The sequence below is a fragment of the Bradyrhizobium sp. ISRA430 genome, assembly GCF_029909975.1.
Classification (GTDB): domain Bacteria; phylum Pseudomonadota; class Alphaproteobacteria; order Rhizobiales; family Xanthobacteraceae; genus Bradyrhizobium.
This window is the reverse complement of sequence record NZ_CP094516.1, coordinates 3,056,238-3,076,374: the sequence shown is the minus strand read 5'-3', so window position 1 is coordinate 3,076,374 and position 20,137 is coordinate 3,056,238. Positions and strand designations below refer to the sequence as shown.

Genomic DNA, 20,137 nt, shown 5'->3' with positions numbered 1-20,137 from the left:
TTTTGCCGGTCCAGTGATTGCGGCAGGGGCCTTGCATCGTGCTGAAAGAGTGAACGCTCGTCCCTTTCCTGCGGGAGACTCGATCGATTTCTTCGTCGAAAGTGAATTGCCTCACACGCGCCGGCGAATTTCGGGGCTTATGAACCGGTCAATGCGCGAGGGGAGACGCGTCGTGACGATGAGCGAGCGTTTTTCGACTGAAGCAGGTCGAGAAAAAACGGTGAAGCCGTGCGGTCCGCCGCCGATACCGCGATGGTGGCAATGCGTGCTCAGCGCTGCGCTCGTCCTGTGGGTCCTCCGCGTGCCGGCGACAACGACCGTGCTCGGATGGCTTCTGCTCGGTGTCGCGCCGCAGGCGCAGGACCTGTTCACGGAGTTTACGGATCTGGCCGACACGTGGCTGCGGATGGTTCTGTTCGTGTTTGTGCTGACGCTGCTCTGGGCCCTGCCGACCCATTATGCCGCCCGCATGCTGGTCAACAGCGATTCCAGGCTGCCCGTGAATGCAACCCCGTGCCTTGAGGGCGCGGCAGTCTATCTGCCCCGTCTGCTGGGATTGCTGACATTCGTGGCCGTCGAGGTCTCGATCCTGCGCTCCTACATGAACATTCCGACGCTGGACGAGCAGGACGTCGTGCAGCGTGTCGAGCATGCGCTGCTCGCATTGGCAGTTCTGGTCGCGCTCGGTGCCGGTGCATATCTGGCCTGGATCTACCTGCGGCCCCGCCATTTCAGGCCGAGAGGCCTGCTCGGGCGCCTCAATGCCAAGCTCGGATGGTTCTGGCAGGCGGTCTCTCCGGGACGCAAAAGCGGGGCGGCAGACGAAGAGAGCCGCGACTTCGGCAGGCTCATCCTCGCCGCTGTGTTCGTCATCTTTGCGTTGATATTTCTGCTGGGCGCCGATCGCGTGGCCGCCTGGTTTCCGCGGTCGATGGCGATTCCGTTCATCCTCGGCGGATGGTTGCCGTTTCTGACCTATCTGTCCGGCCTTGGACGGCAACGTCGCGCGCCGTTGATCACGGGACTGGCCATGCTGGTTGCGATCGTCGCCGTCATATTCGGCGATAACCACACGGTGCGCCGAGTGGCGTCCAAGGACGCCGCACCCATGAAGATCGAGGAGGCGATCAACCTTTGGATGACAGAGAACGGTTGCAATCCGAAGGCCTCCAACAATACGCCCGTCCGGAATTGTCCACGTCCGATCATCGTCGCGGCGGCCGGTGGAGCAAGCCGGGCCGGTTTCATGATGGCAAGCATGGTGGGCTACTTCATCGATACCGACCAAGGGGAGTCGTATGGAATCAAGACGCTGAGCTCCCGCGATGTCCGCAACCGTTTGTTCGCGATTTCAGCCGTATCAGGCGGCGCAATGGGAGCGGTGATGGTCACCGCAGCGCTGGGCGCGTCATCACCGGTCGCCGACAAGCCGCCTTGCGTGAACGCGGCGGTCGATCAGTGGTGGGGATTCAAGGTCAACAATTGGCGTGACTGTTTCGAGGCCTTGACCAGCGGGGACTTCCTCACGGCCGGTTTTCTCGGCTTTGCCTTCAACGATGCGCTGCCCTTCGCCTTCCGCGACCGCGCCGCGGTGCTGGAAGACAGTTGGCGCAATCGCTTCCGCGATGTCGTGCCCATGGCAAAGCAAGCGACAGAATCGGACTGCCGGGGCCTGGACTGTCCATTTCTTTCGTTACGGCCGCAGCCGGGACACTGGATCCCGCTGCTGGTCCTCAATGGCACCTCCGAGGCGATCGGCCGCCGGATCCTGACCACGCCGCTGGCGATGAGCTATGTGCCGCAGGGCCAATGCCCGACGGCCGTCGCAGCGAGCCCCTGTCCGTTGTTCGTGGAGGCTGACAGTTTTCATCAATTGCTGCGGACGCAGAACGCTTCCCGGCACCAGCGTGATCGATTGGGCATGTCCGGGCAATTTCTGTACAGCACGCCGCAGAACAACGATATTCGTCTGAGCACGGCTGCGCTCAACTCGGCGCGCTTCCCGCTGATCTCGCCGCCGGGTTCGGTCCGCAATCAGGAGTATCGGCTCGTCGATCGCATCGTGGACGGAGGCTATTTCGAGAATTACGGCACGCTGACCGCCAGGGAATTGGCCTTGGCCCTGCATGCGATCGCTCCGCAACTCAAGCCGCTCGTGATCGTGATCTCGAATGATCCTGCCGATCAGCTCGGTCCCGCTGACGACGTTGCCAATGATCCGCAGGTTCCGTCACGCCCGACGGCAACCGCGGGTGAAGTGCTCAGCGAGGTCACCGCTCCGATCACCACGGTCTTCAACGCCCGGACGGCGCATGGCGTGCAGGCTGTCGATGCATTGCGCACCTGGTTGCACGCTGCCATTCCGGAGTGCGACAAGCTCGTGATCCAGCTCCGCATCTCGCCCGATGGCGACAAACCCCTGTCCATGAGCTGGTGGGAATCGCCGCTCGTCCAGCGTCGGATCCATCGCCAGACCGAAGGCGATCCGAATTCCAATTCCGGAGGCGGGAAGGAGAGCAACCAGAACCTTCCGCGTTTGAAGGCCATCTGGCAGGAAATGCAATCATCAAGCTGCAAGTCAAATCCGGCGTAGACGGCGTTCGTCCCCGTGGCGAGGCCGGCTCGTCCAATGTCCTCCGCGCAAGTCAGCACGTGCGTTGGGTGGCGCTCGAAAGCAGCAAGCGGGCGCAAAGACCCTTAGGCTCGTTGTCGCGCAGCAGGAGCGATCCACCATGGGCAGCCGCGATGGCCTGCGCGATCGCTAGGCCCAGCCCGAACCCCGCGGTCTCGTCCATGGTGCGGGCTTCTTCACCCCGCACGAAGGGCTCCAGCATCGCCGCCTTTTTCTCGTCCGGGATTCCAGGGCCGTCGTCGCAGACCTCGATGACGATGTGGTCGCCGGCGAGCGAGAGCGCGACGATTACCTCGGTCCCGAACCGCGTTGCATTCTCGACGAGATTCCCGACCGCGCGGATGATCTCATCCGGCCGTACGGTGACCGCGGCCCGATCGGGCCCCTGATAGGCAACCGCATGCCCGCAATCGGAAAACTGCTCGCAGACCATCTGCAACAGCGCGGCGAGGTCCACCAGTGTCGGCTTGACGGCGCTCTCGCTGCGCAGCAGCGACAGGACGGACTCGAGCATCGACTGCATCTGATCGAGGTCGCGCAGCGTCTGCGCGCGCTGCGTCGAATCGTCAATGTATTCCGAGCGCAACCGCAGGCGGGTGATCGGGGTCCGAAGGTCGTGGCTGATGGCCGCCAGCATCCGCGTTCTGTCGTTCATCAGCGCGGTAATCCGCTCGCGCATCCGGTTGAGCGCCTTGGCGGTCGAGCGGATCTCCTCGGGACCGGTTTCGGGCAGGGGGGCGGAGGACCGGCTCAAGCTGAAATCTTCCGCCGCGCGTGCGAAGGCGGATAGGGGCGAGCTGAGCGCGCGGCCGGCCCATACGCCAAGAAGCGTGACGCTTGCGACCAGGAACAGCAGCGTGCTCGTCCAGAGGCCGCTGACGAACGGCGGCAGGTTCGGTGATCCGACGGTGGCCTCAAGCACCTCGTTGTTCGGCAGATAGAACCATACCCGATCGTCCTCCGACGACGCGCCTCTAACGATATCGACCTGACCGTCGAGCGGTGAGGGGATTGTCGTGAGGCTTCGGCCGGGCGGTGGCGCGACAGAACCGGGGCCGCCCTCTCTCAATTGCAGCTTCAGCGCGGGGAAGGTGCGGTCGATGTTTTGCAGAACGATGCCGCGCTCGGATCGCGGCGTGCTGGAAATGATCCGCGCGGCCAGCTCGAACTGCTCCATCGGCCTGTTCGTCAGCAGCTTCGGCCGGTTGAGCAGGAAATATCCGGCGATCAGGACATGGATCAGGACGAGCGAGACCAGGATCAAGGCCGCGATCTGGCCGCTGATCCGCCTGAGGCTGAAGAGCGCCGCGATGTCGGCTGCGCGGCTCACGGCTGCTCCACCTCCGGCGTGAAGATGTAGCCGCCGGTCCGCACGGTCCTGATCATGGAGGTGCCTTCGCTCCTGTCGAGCTTGCGGCGCAACCGGCTCACCAGCACGTCGATGCTGCGGCCGAAGGCGCCGCCGGGCCGGCTGCGCGTCATGCTCAAGAGGTTGTCGCGGGTGAGGATCCGGCCGGGCCGTTCGCAGAAGGCCTGAAGGAGATCGAATTCGGCGCTGGTCACGGGCACCTGTGCGCCCTCGGGATCGCGCAATTCGCGCAGCCGGAGATCGATCGTCCAATTCCGGAACTTGAGCCGCGTCGCGGTCGGCCCCGCCGCCGACCCGCCCGACTGTCGGCGCAACACCGCATTGATCCTGGCAAGCAGCTCGCGTGGGTTGAACGGCTTCGGCAGATAGTCGTCGGCGCCCATCTCGAGACCGAGGATGCGATCGAGATCCTCGCCCTTCGCGGTGAGGATGATGATCGGCGTCGTCGACTCAACGCGCAGGCGGCGGCAGAGGCTTAAGCCGTCCTCTCCCGGCAGCATCAGATCGAGCACGATCAGATCGACCCGGTTCTGCGAGAGATAGCGGTCCATCTCGCGGCCGTTCGTGACTGCGCCAACCGCAAATGCGTGCTCGCGCAGGTAGCGTGCGATGAGGTCCTTGGTCTGCTGATCGTCCTCGACGATCAAGATGCTTTGCGTGCCGCTGGCCATGAAGTGGATCAAATCCGGATCGTCGATCGGTGCTCGAATTGCGGGCGAATGTCGCGCCCGGGAAACTATGGTCATGGTGCAATCCTAGGGTCAGTCACGGGTCAATGCCACCACGGGATCGAGGAACGCGGCACGCCGGGCGGGGAAATAGCCGAAGGCAACGCCGATCCCGGTGGAGGTCAGGAAGGCCGCTCCGATCGAGAACGGCGAATAGCTGACTTGAAAACCCGGCATTGCGAGATTGATCGCGACGCCGAGCAGGATCGCGACGAGGATGCCCGCAATGCCGGCGATGGAGGAGATCAGCGTCGCTTCAACCAGGAACTGCTGGAGGATATCGCTGCGCCGGGCGCCGACCGCCATGCGGACGCCGATCTCGTTGATCCGCTCGGACACGGATACCAGCATGATGTTCATCACGCCGATCCCGCCGACGATCAGGGAGATGACCGCGATCGCCGCGACGAGGAAGGCGAGGGTCTGCGTCGCGCTGGTGATCGTGCGGCGGATGTCGTCGGTGTTGAGAATGACGAAATCCTTGGTGTTGTGCCGCTGCGTCAGGAGCGTCGTGACGGCATCCTGCGCCAGCGTGGTTGAGATCTCGTCGCTGATCCGAAGCAGGATGCTGCGGAGCGAGCGGTCGCCGGTGAACTGGGCCTGCACGGTGGTGTAGGGGAGATAGACCGCCAGGTTCTGGTTCGAGCCGAAGCCGCCTTGCTGCTGGGCGATGACGCCGACGATGCGGCAGGGCACCTTGCCGAGCCAGATGACGCGGCCGAGCCCTGAGGTCTGGTCATCGGCGAAGAACGTCTTGCGGGTATTGTCGTCGATGACAACCTGCCGTTCGATGTTGCGGACCGCGTCAGCATCGAACAGGCGGCCTTTCGCGAGCTTGGCGCCCTTAACCTGGAAGTAGCTCTCGCCGACGCCGTTGACCAGCACGTTGGATTCGTTGCCGCGGTATCGGACCGTGGTGCTGGTCGAGACCGTCGGCGTCACGCCGGCGATGAAGCTTTGCCGGTCGAGGGCACGGGCGTCGTCGAGGACCAGCGTCTTGATCTTGCCGGCGCGCGCATCGCCAAAATCCTTGCCGGGAAAGACCTCGATCGTGTTGGTGCCGAGGCTTGAGATGTCGGACAGGACCTTGCGCTGGGACGCGTTGCCGAGCGCGACGACGGACGACACTGCGGCGATGCCGATAATGATGCCGAGCATGGTCAGGAATGCACGGAGGCGGTGCGCGGCCATCGATACCAGCGCCATCTGCGCCGCCTCGCTCAAGCGCCGCAATGCGCTCGACCAGCTGAGGCCGCTGTCCCACGAGGCCCGGGCGTCCCGCCGGGGCGAATCCGGTGTGTCCGTCGGTCCAGTGCGGCGGTCGGAGACGATCTTGCCGTCGCGCAGCTCGATGATGCGCTCGGCCCGCGCAGCGACGTCGGAATCGTGGGTGACGATGATGATCGTCCGGCCCTCGTGGTGCAGCTCGGCCAATATCCTCAGGACCTCGTCGCCGCTGCGCCGATCGAGCGCGCCGGTCGGCTCGTCGGCCAGGATGACCTCGGCGCCGTTGATCAGCGCTCGCGCGATCGAGACGCGCTGCTGCTGGCCGCCGGAGAGCTGGTTGGGGCGGTGCCCGCGCCGTTCGTTCACCCCTAACCGGGAGAGCAGCCTATCCGCGCGCGAGCGACGCTCGCGGGCCTTCATCCCGGCATAGATCGCGGGAATCTCGACGTTCTCGGCGGCCGTCAGGTCGCCCAAGAGATGGTAGCGCTGAAAAATGAAGCCGAAATGCTCGCGGCGCAGCGCCGCCAGCGCGTCCGGGTCGAACTCGGAGACGTTCTTGCCGGCGACGCGATAGGCGCCGGACGTCGGACGGTCCAGGCAGCCGAGGATGTTGAGAAGTGTCGATTTGCCTGAACCGGACGAGCCGATGATCGCGACCATCTCGCCCGGTTGGATGCTGAAGGAGAGATCGTCGAGTGCGACTACCGTGGTGTCGCCGGCCGAAAACTCCCGGCGGACGGTGTCGAGTGCAATGATCGGATCGGTCATGCTAGGGTCCTGCCGGCGGACCGGGCATTCCCCGCGATGCCGTCTGCGTTTCGTTTGCTTCTCCGGTGACGACCCGTTCGCCTTCATCGAGGCCGGATTTGATCTCGACGGTGGTGCGGTCGCTGAGACCGATCTTGACCTCGCGCTCGTGAATCTCTCCGGACGCGCTCGCGACGCGAACCGTGCGGCGGCCGTCGGATCGTCGCGTTACGGCCAGCGCGGGAATGGTTCTTACGCGACTGGCCTCACCGGTGACGATGTGTACCTCGGCCGTCATGTAGGTCCGCAGCGAAAGATCGGGGTTCGGCACCTTGAACACGCCGATATAGTAGATTGCCGTGCTGCTGGAGCTTGACGAGGTCGTGCTCGAGGTCGAAGTCGTGGTCGAGGAGAAGCTCGCGTCGTTCTTGATGGATTCGGGCGCTGGCTCGATCTGCTCCAGGTGTGCCTCATAGCGATGGTCCTGATCGCCGAGAATGGTGAAGTAGAGCGGTTGTCCCGTCCTGACCTTGACGATGTCGGCCTCGGAGATCTCCGCCCTGACCGTCATGGTGTCGAGCTGTCCGAGCACGACGATGGTCGGGGCGGACTGAACGGCATTCACCGTCTGGCCTTCCTGCACCACGGTAGCGAGAACCGTGCCGTCGATCGGAGCGGTGATGCGGGTGTATTCTAGGTTCACCCTGGCTGTCTCCACGCTCGCCTCGGCTCCCATGATCAGAGCCTCCAGTGCGGCGATCTGGGCACGGGTCTGGCGTACGGTCGCCTCCGCGCTGTCAAAATCGCCTCGCGAGGTCGCCCGCTGCGCAAACGTCGACTGCTGGCGCGCCAGGTTCGCCTCGGCAAGCGCGAGCGTTGCCTCCTTCTCGAGCTTCTGCGCGCGATAGTTCTTCAGCGACGCTTCGGAATTGCGCAGGTCGTTCTGCTTGGTGACGGGATCGATCTGGGCGATGACATCACCGGCCTTGACGGTGTCACCCACCTTGACGTTGAGCGCGGTGATCCGCCCCGAGACCTGCGCGCCCACGGCCGTTAGCCGTGCCGGCTTAAGTGTGCCGCTCGCAAGCACCTCCTCGCGCAGATCGCTGACCGTGACAGGCGCCGTGATGTAGGATTGGGTCTTGCCGGATGTGCCCGGAAAATGCGCGGCCGCAACGACCCCGGTTACCGCGGCGGTAAAGAGGGAAGCGGTGATCTTCACGCGCTTTGCCGTGATCAGGCGCGTCACTTGAGTGCCTCTCGCACGTGAGGTCCGGTGTTCACATCGACGATGATCGGCGTGGACACGTCGATCGGATCGACCCAGCCGCCGCCGAGCGCCTTCGCGAGCGCGATGTAGTCCTTGGCCGCCGAGACCTTGCTTTGAATGAGCGAATCCTCGGCCGAATAGAGCGAGCGCTCGGCGTCCAGCACGTCGATGAAGCTCGCGCTGCCGCTCTCGAACAGCGACCGCGACAGCCGCGCCGCCTCGCGGTAGTTCGTCGCCGCCTCGGTGAGCTTGGCAGAGCGAATGCGTTCGCGCGAGAGCGAGATCAGCGCGTTCTCGACGTCCTCGAGTGCAGTCAGCAGCGTCGCGTGGAACGTGGCGAACGCCTGATCCCGTTGTGCCTCGGCAACCCTGACGGCCGCATGGCGCTTGCCGGCGTCGAAGACCGGCACCGTGACCGAAGGCCCGACCGACCAGCTAACGCTGGAGTATTTGGCGAGATCGCCGGTGCGCAAGGCGGAGGTTCCCACCGAGCCGGTCAAGGAGACGGCGGGATATCGGTCCGCTTCGGCCTGGCCGATCTTGGCCGTGGCCTGTGCAAGCTTGCGTTCGGCGCTCGCCACATCGGGACGGTTGGTGAGGAGATCGGCGGGGATGCCCGCCGGCAACGGCATGCGCGGCGCAGGCACCGGCGCGGACTGCGCGAGCAGCGACGCGACGCCGTCGGGTGGACGTCCGAGCAAGATTCCGAGCCGGTGGACGTCGGCCGCGAGCGCGGCCTGATAGGCGGGAACGTTCGCCTCCGTGCTGGCGGCCTGAGCGGCTGCCTTGGCCAGATCCACGGCGGTGGCGCTGCCGGCTTCGTACTTCGAACGGGTGAGCCACTCGGTGTCGCGCTGCGAGGCTGCGGTCCGCATCGCCAGCGCGATCCGCGCCTGATAGCCTCGCGCTTCGACATAGTAAGCGGCGACGTCGCCGATGAGCGTGACGAGGCTGTCGCGCAGGTCCGCTTCGGCCGATTGCTCGGCGCGCAACGCCGCCTCGATGCCGCGCTGCGTGCCGCCGAACAGGTCGAGCTCCCAGCTCGAATCGAAGCTCGCCTGGTGCAGCGCGTAGGGGGCGCTGTCGACGAGGACCGAAGCGGAGCCCGCGCTCGTCTTGTCGTTTGTCATCGAGGCCGTGCCGCTGAGGGAGGGGAACAAGCCGGCCGCGGTTTGTTGCAGCGTGGCGCGCGCTTCGCGCACGACCGCTTTCGCCTTCGCGACGCTCGGGTTCGCGTCGACGGCTTGTTCGATGAGCCGGCTGAGCAGGGGATCGCGCAGGCGCAGCCACCAGCGATCCAGCCGTCCGGTGTCGTGCCGCGAGGCGGCCTTGCCGCTCCACTGCGAAGGCAGGTTCGGCGTGCGCGGGCCGGCATAGTCCGGACCCACCGCACAACCGGTCAATGAACTACCGACCGTCAGCATAAGGCAGAATGATCCGACACGCGACAGGATGAGGCAGAACGAGCAGGACGTCCGATGATGGCTCTCCTTTGCGACTGCCAGAGGCACGGCAGCGAATAATTTTGGCGACATCAATTCGACTGAAATCCGTTGGCCTGGCCCTCCAGGAGGAGCAAAGCGCTGGCTGTGCTCACAGGGGAGCCGGCCGCGCTGCGAGCCAGGTCGCCGTCAATAGCCCGTTGATCGTGGCGTTTCGGCAGGCAGAATGTTGCTGAATGTAAACAGATGTTGCGCGACGTCTCGGTCGCCGAAGGCTTTGCGGTGATCATGGCCGAGCTACCAGGAGAGCGGGATTCGCTGCGCAAAATCTGCCGAGATCCGAGGCGGGGCTTAGCGGTTGGCGATCGAGCGGCCGGTTGTTGTTCTCGCGGGCGAACGAGATGCCCGGCGGAAAGGCATAGCCGCTGAACTTGCGCTCGCCTGGGAGCACCTCGGTCCCCCCATCGAGCCATGAACGCTTGCTGACATAGATGCGCGTGTGGGGCCCCGATTGGTAGGAACGATTGGGACCGGGCGAACCATACTCATACACGCCGCTTTTTGACGTCTGTTCTCGATCGCGCTTGGTGGCCGTATCCGCCCTGCAAGTCAGTGTCGAAGCGAGGATTGCAATTAGAACCATTCTGGTTGTGGCAAACGGATTCATCGGCGGGCGTCCCATGCAGGTCATCAGATGCCGATGCCTCTCGCATCGGCTTCACTGCGGGTAAAGAATTCACTTTTTGCGCGATGTTGCTGAGCGCTGTCGCGGCGCGCGTATGCGGCGACCGGCATGATGCCGGATTATTCCGGGCGCAAGAAGAATACGCGGTCACGGCGAATGCTCCGTTACGCGCATCGGGTGCGATCGAACGCCGGATCAAATTCAACCACCGGAAACAATGCGGCAACTTTGGAGCCACACCGCGGCCACAGCTTTCCCGTTTCAGAGCAAGTCATGTGGACTTGAGGTGCGGAATGTCTGTCTGGCGAGCCTGGTTGATCGTAGCCGCGGTGTACGGCGTATCGATTGCTGTTTCACTTTGCCTGCTAGCTCCGCCGCAGGCGGTCGCGCAGACCGCCGATACTATCGTTGTCGAGGGCAACCGCCGGGTGGAGGCCGACACGGTCCGCTCCTATTTCAAGCCGGGTCCCGGTGGCCGCCTCGATCAGCCCGCCATTGACGATGCGCTCAAGGCGTTGATCGAGACCGGTCTGTTTCAGGATGTGAAGATCGACCGGGTCGGCGGTCGCGTCGTGGTCTCGGTGATCGAAAACGCGGTGATCGGCCGCGTCGCCTTCGAGGGCAACAAGAAGATCAAGGACGAACAGCTCTCCGCCGAGGTCCAGTCCAAGCCGCGTGGTACGTTCTCCCGCGCCATGGTGCAGTCGGATACGCTGCGGATCGCCGAGATCTATCGCCGCTCCGGCCGCTACGACGTGCGCGTCACGCCCGAGATCATCGAGCAACCGAACAACCGAGTCGATCTCATCTTCACGGTCGAGGAGGGCGCCAAGACGTCAGTAAAGTCGATCGAGTTCATCGGCAACAGTGCCTTCTCGGCCTCGCGTCTGCGCGACGTGATCAAGACGCATGAGAGCAATTTGCTCAGCTTCCTCGGTAACAACGACATCTATGATCCTGACCGCGTGGAGGCTGACCGCGACCTGATTCGCCGCTTCTACCTCAAGCACGGCTTCGCCGATGCGCAGGTGGTCGCCGCACTTACGGAGTACGATCCGGACAAGAAGGGCTTTCTCGTCACCTTCAAGATCGAGGAAGGCCAGCAGTACCGCGTCGGATCGGTCGATTTCCGCTCCAGCATTCCAAGCTTCGACGCGGCTTCGATGCGGTCCTATTCGCGCGTCAGTGTCGGCTCGCTCTACAACGTCGAATCGGTCGAGAAATCGATCGAGGAGATGCAGATCGAGGCCTCCCGGCGCGGCTATGCCTTCGCGGTGGTGCGTCCCGGCGGCGACCGCAATTTCGAGGCGCACACCGTGTCCGTCGTATTCAATATCGACGAGGGGCCGCGCACTTACATCGAGCGCATCAACATCCGCGGCAATACGCGAACGCGCGACTACGTGATCCGGCGCGAATTCGACATATCCGAGGGTGATGCCTACAACCGCGCGCTGGTCGACCGCGCCGAGCGCAGGCTGAAGAACCTCGACTACTTCAAGAGCGTCAAGATCAACACGGAGCCCGGCTCCTCCAGCGACCGCGTGGTCCTGATTGTCGATCTCGAGGAGAAGTCGACCGGCGACTTCTCGATATCCGGCGGCTACTCCACGACCGACGGCGCGCTGGCTGAAGTCTCGATCTCCGAGCGCAACCTGCTCGGGCGCGGGCTCTACGGCAAGGCGTCCGTCAGCTACGGCCAGTATTCGCGCGGCATATCGTTGTCATTCGTCGAGCCTTACCTGCTCGATTACCGGATGGCGCTCGGAATGGACGTCTCATGGCGCCAGCAATTGGCGAACAGCTACACGAGCTACGGCGTGACGACGCTGGGTTTCTCCCCGCGCATCGGCCTCGCGCTGCGGGAGGATCTCTCGCTCCAGCTCCGCTACTCGCTCTATCAGCAGAGCATCACGCTCGCCAGCGCGTATAACAATTGCAACAACAATGCGTCCAATACCTCACTGGCCTACAATCCGACGCCGGCTTACATCAAGAGTATCCTGGGCGGCGTGGATCCGACCAATTCGACGGATTCGAGTGTCTATGGATACGGCTGCTATGGTGACGGCGAATCGAGCCTGCCCGTCCGAAAGGAGCTGGCGAATGGAGCGACCTGGACTTCGGCGCTCGGCTATACGCTGAGCTACAACACGCTCGACAATACCAAGAACCCGACGGATGGATTGCTGATCGACTTCCGGCAGGATTTCGCCGGGGTCGGTGGCGACGTCACCTACCTGAAGTCCGCCGTTGATGCGAAATACTACCAGTCGCTGGTGTCCGAGATCGTCGGCGTGATCCATCTTCAGGGCGGCATCCTCAACAAGATCGGCGACCAGGATCTGCGCATGCTGGACCATTTCCAGATGGGCCCGAACCTCGTGCGCGGCTTCGCCTCCAACGGCATCGGCCCACGCGACATCACCTATGCCAGCTTCGGCGCGACCGGCGATGCGCTCGGCGGCACCAAGTATTGGGGTGCGTCGGTGGAGTTGCAGATGCCGTTCTGGTTTCTGCCAAAGGAAGTCGGCCTGAAGGGCGCGGTCTACGCCGACGCCGGATCGCTTTGGGATTACAAGGGACCGACATCCTGGTCGGCCACGGGCGAGGTCAACACGGCGGCTTGCCCCACCTGCGGACTTCAATATGACGACGGCAACGTGGTGCGTTCGTCGGTCGGCGTCGGCCTGATCTGGGCATCGCCATTCGGACCGCTGCGCTTCGACTACGCCGTGCCGATCACGAAGGGCAAATACGACACCGTCCAGGAGTTCAGGTTCGGCGGCGGCACGTCGTTCTAGCGGGACGCCGCTCGCCGAATGCCGGCGCTACCGCCCGTGACGATGATGACCCTTGCATTCCGCATGTTCGTTCTCCGCCGGGACGCATTTTGCCGTGCGTTTGTGAAAAGTCGTGATGTGTCCTTGCGGGCTTGATCGCGTGTTGTCCGAACTGGCGGGTGAGGCGAAGGCGCTCTGAAATCGTTACGGAATTCTCTTCCCTCATCCGAGAGGCGCACCAGAGCCTGCCGTCACGCTTGTCCGGAGCGACCGTGGACAGCGGTGGGCGAATACCCGATAATGGGTTCCTTGGAGTTGCAGGATGCTGTGGCCTGCGCTTGGACTTCCACGGAAGGGATATATCGATGACACGGGCTGGCGCCTACGGACAGAAGCTCGGGCAGTTCCTGCATCTCAAGGAGGCGCCGCCTTCGCTGGTCACGCGTTCGCTGCGCAGTACCGAACTTGCGGTTACCGAGACGCGGAATGACAATCCGGTGCCGGGTCTGTCCGGCTCGCTCGCCGCCGAGGACGCATTTCTCGTCAGCCTGAAGCTCCACAATTACCCTGACTGCGAGCTCTGGGAGCGTGGCAAATGCATCATGACGGCGAACGTCCACGCGGGCACGACTTATCTGTACGACCTCAAGCGCGACCCGCGCTACGTGATCGACAAGCCGTTCCACTCCCTGTTCTTCTACATTCCGCGCTCGGCGCTCGACGGCATCGCGGAACAGTCCGGCGCGCCACGCGTGGACGAGCTCGATTGTCGGATTGGCATCGGGCATGACGACGCCATCGTCCGCCACATCGGTGCTTCATTACAGCAGGGGCTGCGCCGGCCGGACGAGACCAACCAGCTTTTCATCGACCATATGATGTTCGCGCTGACGGCACACGTGGCGCAGACCTATGGCGGACTTCAGCGCGCGGCCGAACCCAGCCGCGGCGGTCTTGCGCCGTGGCAGGTGCGGCGCGCCTGCGACAGGCTCGAGTCAGATCTCGGCGGCAAGCTGACGTTGCAGGCGATCGCAGCCGAGCTTGGCCTCTCGGTCAGCCATTTCTCGCGGGCATTTCGCATCTCCACCGGACTGCCGCCGCACCAGTGGCTGCTGCAGCAGCGCGTGAAGGCCGCCAAGCAGTTGATGAGCGTACGCGATCTGCCACTGTCGGAGATCGCGATATCGGCGGGCTTTGCCAATCAAAGTCATTTTACGCGGGTGTTCTCCGCGCTGGTCGGTGTCAGTCCGGGCGCGTGGCGGCGCGAAACGCAGGGCGCGCCGGGTCGCGAGACGTGATCTCGCCGGGGAATGTCAGCGACGCTTTGCCAGTGAAATGGTGTAGGCGGCGCGCCGCGCCGCGAAGATTTCGTCCAGTGGCTGGCCGATGCCGTCGGCGAGATTCGCCGGGTTGAAGATGGATGCGTCGCAGGCCTCGTCCGCCTCAAAGGCGGTGATGACGATCGTACCCAGCCGCATCTCTTCCCGATTGTCCTCATCCGGCCACCGCATGGTCACGTCCATGGTGGGATCGCCGGGACGGCCGAGCAAAGCCATCACGTTGAAGCGGACATCGCCGGCAGCGATCCGGCGTTCGAGGTCGTAGCGTAGGAAGTCGGCGGATTTCGTCCTGGCCTCGTCCTCGGTCAAGGTCACGTCACCGCCGACGGGAATGACCTTGAACTTGATAAAGCGCGTCTCTCCCCTCGCATTCGTTGCGGGAAACGCGTGCACGCCCCAATAGGTTGTTCCGGCAAAGCTTGCGGGCAGCCGACGCGCGGCGATGTAATTTGCCTGATTCAGCGTTTCGGGGTTGGCTGCGGAGAAGGCTTTGACCTTCTCCATATCGGGCTTGCCGTCGGCTCCCGGAATGCGGGCCTCGAGGAAGGCAAGCATCTGGTCGAGCGTCCTCGCAAAATGGACCGGGGCGCTTTCCACGAGAATGTCCGAGCGATGTGCGTCGTCGCCGAGCTTGAAGCTGAAGCCCCGCAGGACGAGATTGTTGGTATCCGGCACCTTGGGATTACCGCCGCCGACCGAGAAGCGGGCCAGCACGCGCGATGGCCGCGTGAAGCTCAGGGATCTCGTGACCTCAGCCGCGCGGTCCGACGGGGTATAGGTGCCGCGCACGCAGCAGCCCTTGGCAAAGCTCGCGCGGACCTTGGGCGGATTGCCGGCGACCGCCTTCAGGGTATCAACAATCAACGCAGGCGTCGCTGCGCCGCTTGCGGGCTGAGACATCGCGGCTCCTCGGGATTGTGCTTTTCAACGTGTGTTGTAGGCATCATGCGCGCCTGTCGTCTTTCCCGAAACAGCCACGTTTTGCCTAACCATGCTCGACGTGCGCCGCCGGAATTTCGTAGTGCGTGCGAGCTGTGTGGCAGCTTTTGCCGAGACGGGTTTGCCGGTGTGAAGCGCGCGCCTCGCACAATTCGCGATAAGCCATTGACGGTGCTGGCTCTCCGAATTGGCACGTCTGTTGCTCGCTACCTAAGCGTTCGCAATCACAGTGGAGTTCGTGCATGAGCATCAGCAGCATCGCCGGCGGAAGCGCAGTGAGCTGGCCTTCTTCCGTCCGTCAGACGAAATCGACGTCGACAACAGGATCGCAAGAGAGTGGCTCGACGCTGGCGCCCGGCATGAACGCCGATGCGCCTTACGACGCGATCAAGGTAGATCTGCCCAATGGCATGTCGATTGGAGTCGTCAGCTTCGGCAATGCCGGTCTCGACAGCGCCACGCTCAAGACCATTGAAGATTTCGTGGAGAGGCTGGCGCGCCGGGATACTTCCGGCCATCAGGCCACGAGCACCGACGGGACGAACGGGGCCTCCGGCGCCGGCAACGACGACGGGCCGGGTGTCGTCGGATTGGACAAGATCCACGTGGACCTCCCGAACGGGATCTCCTTCGAGGTCCGTCACTCCTCCGGAGGTCAACCGACGGATAATCTGGCCGTCATGAAGGAGCTGACCGAGACTGCCGAGGAACTCGCCGAAGCCTTCGCAAGATATTCGCCGGCCTCGAGCGCGGCGGCTGCCTATGCCGCGCAGCAGGTGACGTCATCCGGCCGTACCAACCAGGTTGATACTCAGACGTGAGCATGGTTTTCGCGTTCGGGCCTCGTCGCGCCGTCCGGAGCGCGCCTTGTCATTCAAGGCGCGTTCGGGCGGATCTGCGACCAATCCGTCGGCCTGTTCCTGCAACACAGCAGCCTCCCATCCTTTCGTTGGGTAAGGATGCGCGGCGATGGCTGATCGACAGGCTCGGCTCCTAGTCTCTTGGTCTAGGTCAGGCTGGCCCCGTGAGGGAGAGCAAGCTCCCGAAATACGGAGGTCATCTAGCCGCCGAGGATACGCCGGCAGGCCTCGACGAAGACCTGTGCGCCCGTGACGATATCGGCGTCGGCGGTATTTTCGGTCCAATGGTGGCTGATGCCGGCGATCGACGGCACGAACAGCATGCCCGCGGGCATGACGGTCGCGAGCATCTGCGCATCATGGCCGGCGCCACTGGGCATGCGGAGCGATCGTCCGTCCGCAAGCGCGCTGCTTGCCGCCTCGATCGCCTCCTGGAAGCGGGAATCCATCATGGCCGGGGCGCCGGTGCGGATCCGCTCCACCGTCACGGTGCAGCGACCTTTCGCGTTGGTCTCATCCGCCATCGTGCGCAGCAGCTCTTCCAGCCGCGCAATCACGGCCGGGTTGTCGTCGCGGATCTGGAACAGCATCTCGGCGCTGCCGGGAATGATGCTCGGCGCGCCCGGATCGAGCGTGATGCGGCCGGTGGTCCAGACGGTGCGCGGTCCGCATGCGGCCGGGAAGCGTTCGTCGATCGCCACGCAGAACTTTGCCAGCGCGAGCCCTGCGTCCTTGCGCGCGGCCATGCGGGTGGTGCCGGCATGGTTCTGCTCGCCGGTGAAATCGATGCGGTACTGCCAGATACCGACGATGGAGGTCACGACGCCGATCGCGAGCCGTCCGCTTTCGAGCGTGTCGCCTTGCTCGATATGCGCCTCCAGATATCCGACATGGCGCCCCGGCTCGGCGGCGACACGCGCGCGTCCGGCAAGCCCCATGTCGGCGAGCGCCTCGCGCATGGTCCGGCCGCTGGTGCGGTCGCGCGCTACGTCGATGTCGGCCTCGGTCACCTGTCCGACATAGGAGCGCGAGCCGAGGAAGTGCCCGAAATGTCCTTCCTCGTCGCACCAGGCGGCAACCTCGACCGCTCCCTTGAGCGAGGGATCAGAATTGAGCACGCGCGCGGCTTCGAGCGCATAGACGACGCCGAGCGGCCCGTCGAGCCAGCCGGCGTAGTTCTGGCTTTCCAGATGCGATCCCGCCAGCAGCTTCGGTCCCAGTCTTGCGCTGGTGCCGAAGACATTGCCGATGCCGTCGATTGAGCCGGTGAGGCCTGCCTCGGGCAGCTTCTGCATCAACCATTCCAGCGACTGCTTGTGCGGCTCGGAGAAGGTCGGCTTGTGCACGCCGGTCTTGTAGGCGCCGATGGCGCGCAGCGCGTTGAGATCGGCGAGAACGCGTTCGCCATTGGCGCGCGACTGTGTCTCAGGCATGTTCGGCAACCTTCAACGCCTCGGTGCGGATCTCTTCGACCAGCCGTTCCTTCAGCCGGACGAACTCCGGCGTGGTCTTGATCTTGTAGGAGCGCGGATGCGGCAGGTCCACGGCAATCTCGGCCTTGATGCGGCCGGGACGCGCGCTCATGACGATGACGCGGCTGCCGAGGAAGATCGCCTCCTCGATGTCGTGCGTCACGAACAGCACGGTCTTCTGGTCGCGCTCCCAAATCCCGAGCAGCATCTCCTGCATCAGCGCGCGGGTCTGGTTGTCCAGCGCGCCGAAGGGCTCGTCGAGCAAGAGGATCTTCGGATCATTGGCGAGCGCACGCGCGATCGCCGTGCGCTGTTGCATGCCGCCCGAGAGTTGCTTCGGCCAGTGGTTCTCGAAGCCGGTGAGGCCGACCCGGCGGATGAATGCGTCCGCGATCCTGTGGCGCTCGCTCAGCGGAACGCCGCGCTCACGCAGGCCGAAGGCGATGTTTTCGCGCACGGTCAGCCAGGGGAACAGCGTGTAGGACTGGAACACCATGCCGCGATCGGCGCCGGGGCCGGTTACCTCGCGGCCGTCGAGCGTGACGCGCCCGCTGGTCGGGCGGTCGAGCCCGGCAACGATGCGAAGAAGCGTGGACTTCCCGCAGCCGGAGGGACCGAGGATGGTGACGAAATCGTTGTTGCCGATCACAAGATCGGTCGGCTCCAGCGCCTTGGTCGGGGCGTTGCCGTGGCGCGCGGGGAAGGTTCGCGAGACCTGCTCGATCTTCAGCGTCGTCATGCGAGCTTCCACGGGAACAGCCAGGCGTTGAACGCCTTGAACAGGAAATCGGAGATGAGGCCGATCAGGCCGATGACGATGATGCCGAAGATGATCTGGCCGGTGTTGAGCAGCGCCTGGCTGTCGGTGATCATGTGTCCGATGCCCGATGACGAGCCGATCAGCTCGGCGACGATGACGTAGGTCCAGGCCCAGCCGAGCACCAGCCGCAGGATCTCGGCGATCTCCGGTGCGGAGGAGGGCAGCAGCACGCGGCGGATGATGCCGCGGTCGCTGGCCCCTAACGTGTAGGCGGCCTCGACCAGGTCGCGCCGCGTGGCGCCCACGGTCACCGCCACCATCAGGATGACCTGGAACACCGAGCCGATGAAGATGACGAGCAGCTTTTGCAATTCGCCGATGCCGGCCCACAGGATCAGCAGCGGAATGAAGGCTGAGGCGGGAAGATACCGCGCGAACGAGACGAAGGGTTCGAGGAACGCCTCGATCGGCTTGTAGGCGCCCATCAGTACGCCAAGCGGCACCGCGAGAATCGCGGCCAGCGCGAACCCGCCGACGACGCGCCAGATAGTCATGCCGATGTCGAACATGAAGCCATGCTGGGTCAGCAGGTCAACACCTTCCTGCACCATGGTCAACGGGTTGGCGAGGAAGGTCTTCGATACATGGCCGCCGAACGTCGCCCACGACCAGAGGGCAACGAACAGCACGAAGAACGCAAGGCCGTAGGCCGCGCGCTGCTTCGATGTCACGGGATCCAGGGGACGCATCAAACGATCTATCCGAACCGGTAGCTTAAGTCATGCGCCGGCCCCGCCGCGAAGCGGGACCGGCAGCTCTCAAGGCAGTTTACTTGATGTAGCTCGCGTCGAAGAGGTCCTCGACCTTCGGCGCAGCCTTGATGATACCGATCTCGAGCAGGAGCTCGGCGGCGTCCTTGTTGAAGGTCAGGAAATCGCCGGCGAAGAACTTCTGGTTCGCGGCCTTGTCCTGCCAGCGCAGATACTTCGCCGAGTTGCCGAACTGCTCGCCGCTCTGCTTCACGTCGGCGCCCATGATCTCGTAGGCCTTGGCCTGATCCTTGGCGATCATGTCCAACGCCTCGAAATAGCTGTCGGCGAGCGCCTTGGCTGCCTTCGGATTGTCGGTCAGGAATTTCGGCGTGCAGCCGAAGGTGTCCATGACCATCGGATAGTCGAGCGTGGTCGCGATGATCTTGCCCTTGTCGGGCGCGGCGCGCACGGTCGACAGATACGGCTCATAGGTCATCGCCGCATCGTTCTGGCCGGAGACGAAGGCTTGCGCAGCCGCGGCCGGCTCCAGGTTGACGACGGTGACATCCTTCACCGAAAGGCCGTTCTTCTTGAGCATCCAGGCCAGCGCGAAATAGGGCGAGGTGCCCGGCGCGGAAGCCGCAACCGTCTTGCCCTTCAGATCCTTGATCGCGGCGACGTCATTGCGCACGGCCATGCCGTCGGCGCCAAAGCTCTTGTCGAGCTGGAAGATCTGCTTGGTTGCGACGCCGTTGGCGTTCCACGAAATCCAGGTCTCGACGGTGGTTGCCGCGCACTGGACGTCGCCGGAGGCGATAGCGAGGTGGCGATCCTTCTGCGGGATCTTCTTGATCGTCACGTCGAGGCCATTCTTCTTGAAGATGCCGGCCTCCTTGGCGAGCGTCAGCGGCGCAAAGCCGGTCCATCCGGAGATGCCGACGCCGACCTTGACGTCGTCGGCGAGCGCCGGGCTGGACACCGCAAGCGCGGATCCGGACACCGCGAGAGCAATGATGGTCGCGAATAGTTTTGAACTACGCATGATTGTGGTCCTCTTGCAATCGATGGATTGACGTCCTGTTGATCTCTTCATATCGGTCCTGTCCGCATGGACCGTTGCCCGAAGCGTTG

General features: G+C 63.9%; 15 protein-coding genes. 4 read left to right on the top strand and 11 right to left on the bottom strand.

All coding sequences use genetic code 11. The annotated features are described in order from the left end of the window. Positions 1–265: 265 nt before the first annotated feature. Positions 266–2,593: a hypothetical protein gene (locus MTX21_RS14910; protein WP_280965556.1), complete on the top strand. Its 2,328-nt coding sequence runs from the start codon at positions 266–268 to the stop codon at positions 2,591–2,593. Between the two features lie 52 nt (positions 2,594–2,645). Here MTX21_RS14910 and MTX21_RS14905 read toward each other — a convergent pair whose 3' ends face one another. The 6 genes from MTX21_RS14905 to MTX21_RS14880 form a co-directional block, all read right to left on the bottom strand. Beyond that, positions 2,646–3,962: an ATP-binding protein gene (locus tag MTX21_RS14905; RefSeq protein WP_280965555.1), complete on the bottom strand. Its 1,317-nt coding sequence runs from the start codon at positions 3,960–3,962 to the stop codon at positions 2,646–2,648. Beyond that, on the bottom strand, positions 3,959–4,672 hold the full coding sequence (locus MTX21_RS14900; protein ID WP_280971057.1) for a response regulator: 714 nt from the start codon (positions 4,670–4,672) through the stop codon (positions 3,959–3,961). Before MTX21_RS14900 ends, MTX21_RS14905 begins: the two co-directional genes overlap by 4 nt. 90 nt (positions 4,673–4,762) lie before the next feature. Next, entirely contained in the window at positions 4,763–6,724 is a 1,962-nt protein-coding gene (locus tag MTX21_RS14895) for a MacB family efflux pump subunit (RefSeq protein WP_280965554.1), read from the bottom strand. A gap of 1 nt (position 6,725) precedes the next feature. Next, positions 6,726–7,952 carry an efflux RND transporter periplasmic adaptor subunit gene (locus MTX21_RS14890; protein ID WP_280965553.1) on the bottom strand — a complete coding sequence of 409 codons (1,227 nt, stop codon included), beginning with the start codon at positions 7,950–7,952 and terminating at the stop codon, positions 6,726–6,728. Beyond that, positions 7,949–9,397 carry an efflux transporter outer membrane subunit gene (locus tag MTX21_RS14885; protein ID WP_280965552.1) on the bottom strand — a complete coding sequence of 483 codons (1,449 nt, stop codon included), beginning with the start codon at positions 9,395–9,397 and terminating at the stop codon, positions 7,949–7,951. The genes MTX21_RS14890 and MTX21_RS14885 overlap by 4 nt, the downstream gene beginning before the upstream one ends. Before the next feature lie 304 nt (positions 9,398–9,701). Beyond that, the gene (locus tag MTX21_RS14880) at positions 9,702–10,058 is read right to left on the bottom strand and encodes a hypothetical protein (RefSeq protein ID WP_280971056.1); all 357 of its coding nucleotides are present in this window, start codon (positions 10,056–10,058) and stop codon (positions 9,702–9,704) included. A 335-nt stretch (positions 10,059–10,393) separates the two neighbouring features. On the opposite strand from MTX21_RS14880, the gene bamA reads away from it, so the two are divergent. Further along, positions 10,394–12,904 (top strand): outer membrane protein assembly factor BamA, encoded by a 2,511-nt coding sequence (gene bamA / locus MTX21_RS14875; RefSeq protein ID WP_280965551.1) that lies wholly within the window; start codon positions 10,394–10,396, stop codon positions 12,902–12,904. Between the two features lie 344 nt (positions 12,905–13,248). Next, positions 13,249–14,181, top strand: a complete 933-nt coding sequence (locus MTX21_RS14870) for an AraC family transcriptional regulator (protein WP_280965550.1) — start codon at positions 13,249–13,251, stop codon at positions 14,179–14,181. A 15-nt stretch (positions 14,182–14,196) separates the two neighbouring features. On the opposite strand, the gene MTX21_RS14865 is transcribed toward MTX21_RS14870, so the two are convergent. Further along, on the bottom strand, positions 14,197–15,123 hold the full coding sequence (locus tag MTX21_RS14865; RefSeq protein WP_280965549.1) for a catalase family peroxidase: 927 nt from the start codon (positions 15,121–15,123) through the stop codon (positions 14,197–14,199). Positions 15,124–15,521: 398 nt separating this feature from the next. Here MTX21_RS14865 and MTX21_RS14860 point away from each other — a divergent pair, with 398 nt between their 5' ends. Continuing rightward, complete coding sequence (locus MTX21_RS14860) at positions 15,522–15,983, top strand: hypothetical protein (protein ID WP_280965548.1); 462 nt, start codon at positions 15,522–15,524, stop codon at positions 15,981–15,983. A 239-nt stretch (positions 15,984–16,222) separates the two neighbouring features. Here MTX21_RS14860 and MTX21_RS14855 read toward each other — a convergent pair whose 3' ends face one another. From MTX21_RS14855 to MTX21_RS14840, 4 genes are all read right to left on the bottom strand, one after another. Beyond that, a complete protein-coding gene (locus MTX21_RS14855) occupies positions 16,223–17,455 on the bottom strand; it encodes a Zn-dependent hydrolase (protein ID WP_280965547.1) in 1,233 nt (410 codons plus the stop codon). After that, positions 17,448–18,233 (bottom strand): ABC transporter ATP-binding protein, encoded by a 786-nt coding sequence (locus MTX21_RS14850; RefSeq protein WP_280965546.1) that lies wholly within the window; start codon positions 18,231–18,233, stop codon positions 17,448–17,450. The genes MTX21_RS14855 and MTX21_RS14850 overlap by 8 nt, the downstream gene beginning before the upstream one ends. Next, positions 18,230–19,003: an ABC transporter permease gene (locus MTX21_RS14845; protein ID WP_280971055.1), complete on the bottom strand. Its 774-nt coding sequence runs from the start codon at positions 19,001–19,003 to the stop codon at positions 18,230–18,232. The genes MTX21_RS14850 and MTX21_RS14845 overlap by 4 nt, the downstream gene beginning before the upstream one ends. Positions 19,004–19,082: 79 nt before the next feature. Next, positions 19,083–20,048, bottom strand: a complete 966-nt coding sequence (locus MTX21_RS14840; RefSeq protein ID WP_280965545.1) for an ABC transporter substrate-binding protein — start codon at positions 20,046–20,048, stop codon at positions 19,083–19,085. Between the last annotated feature and the right edge of the window lie 89 nt (positions 20,049–20,137).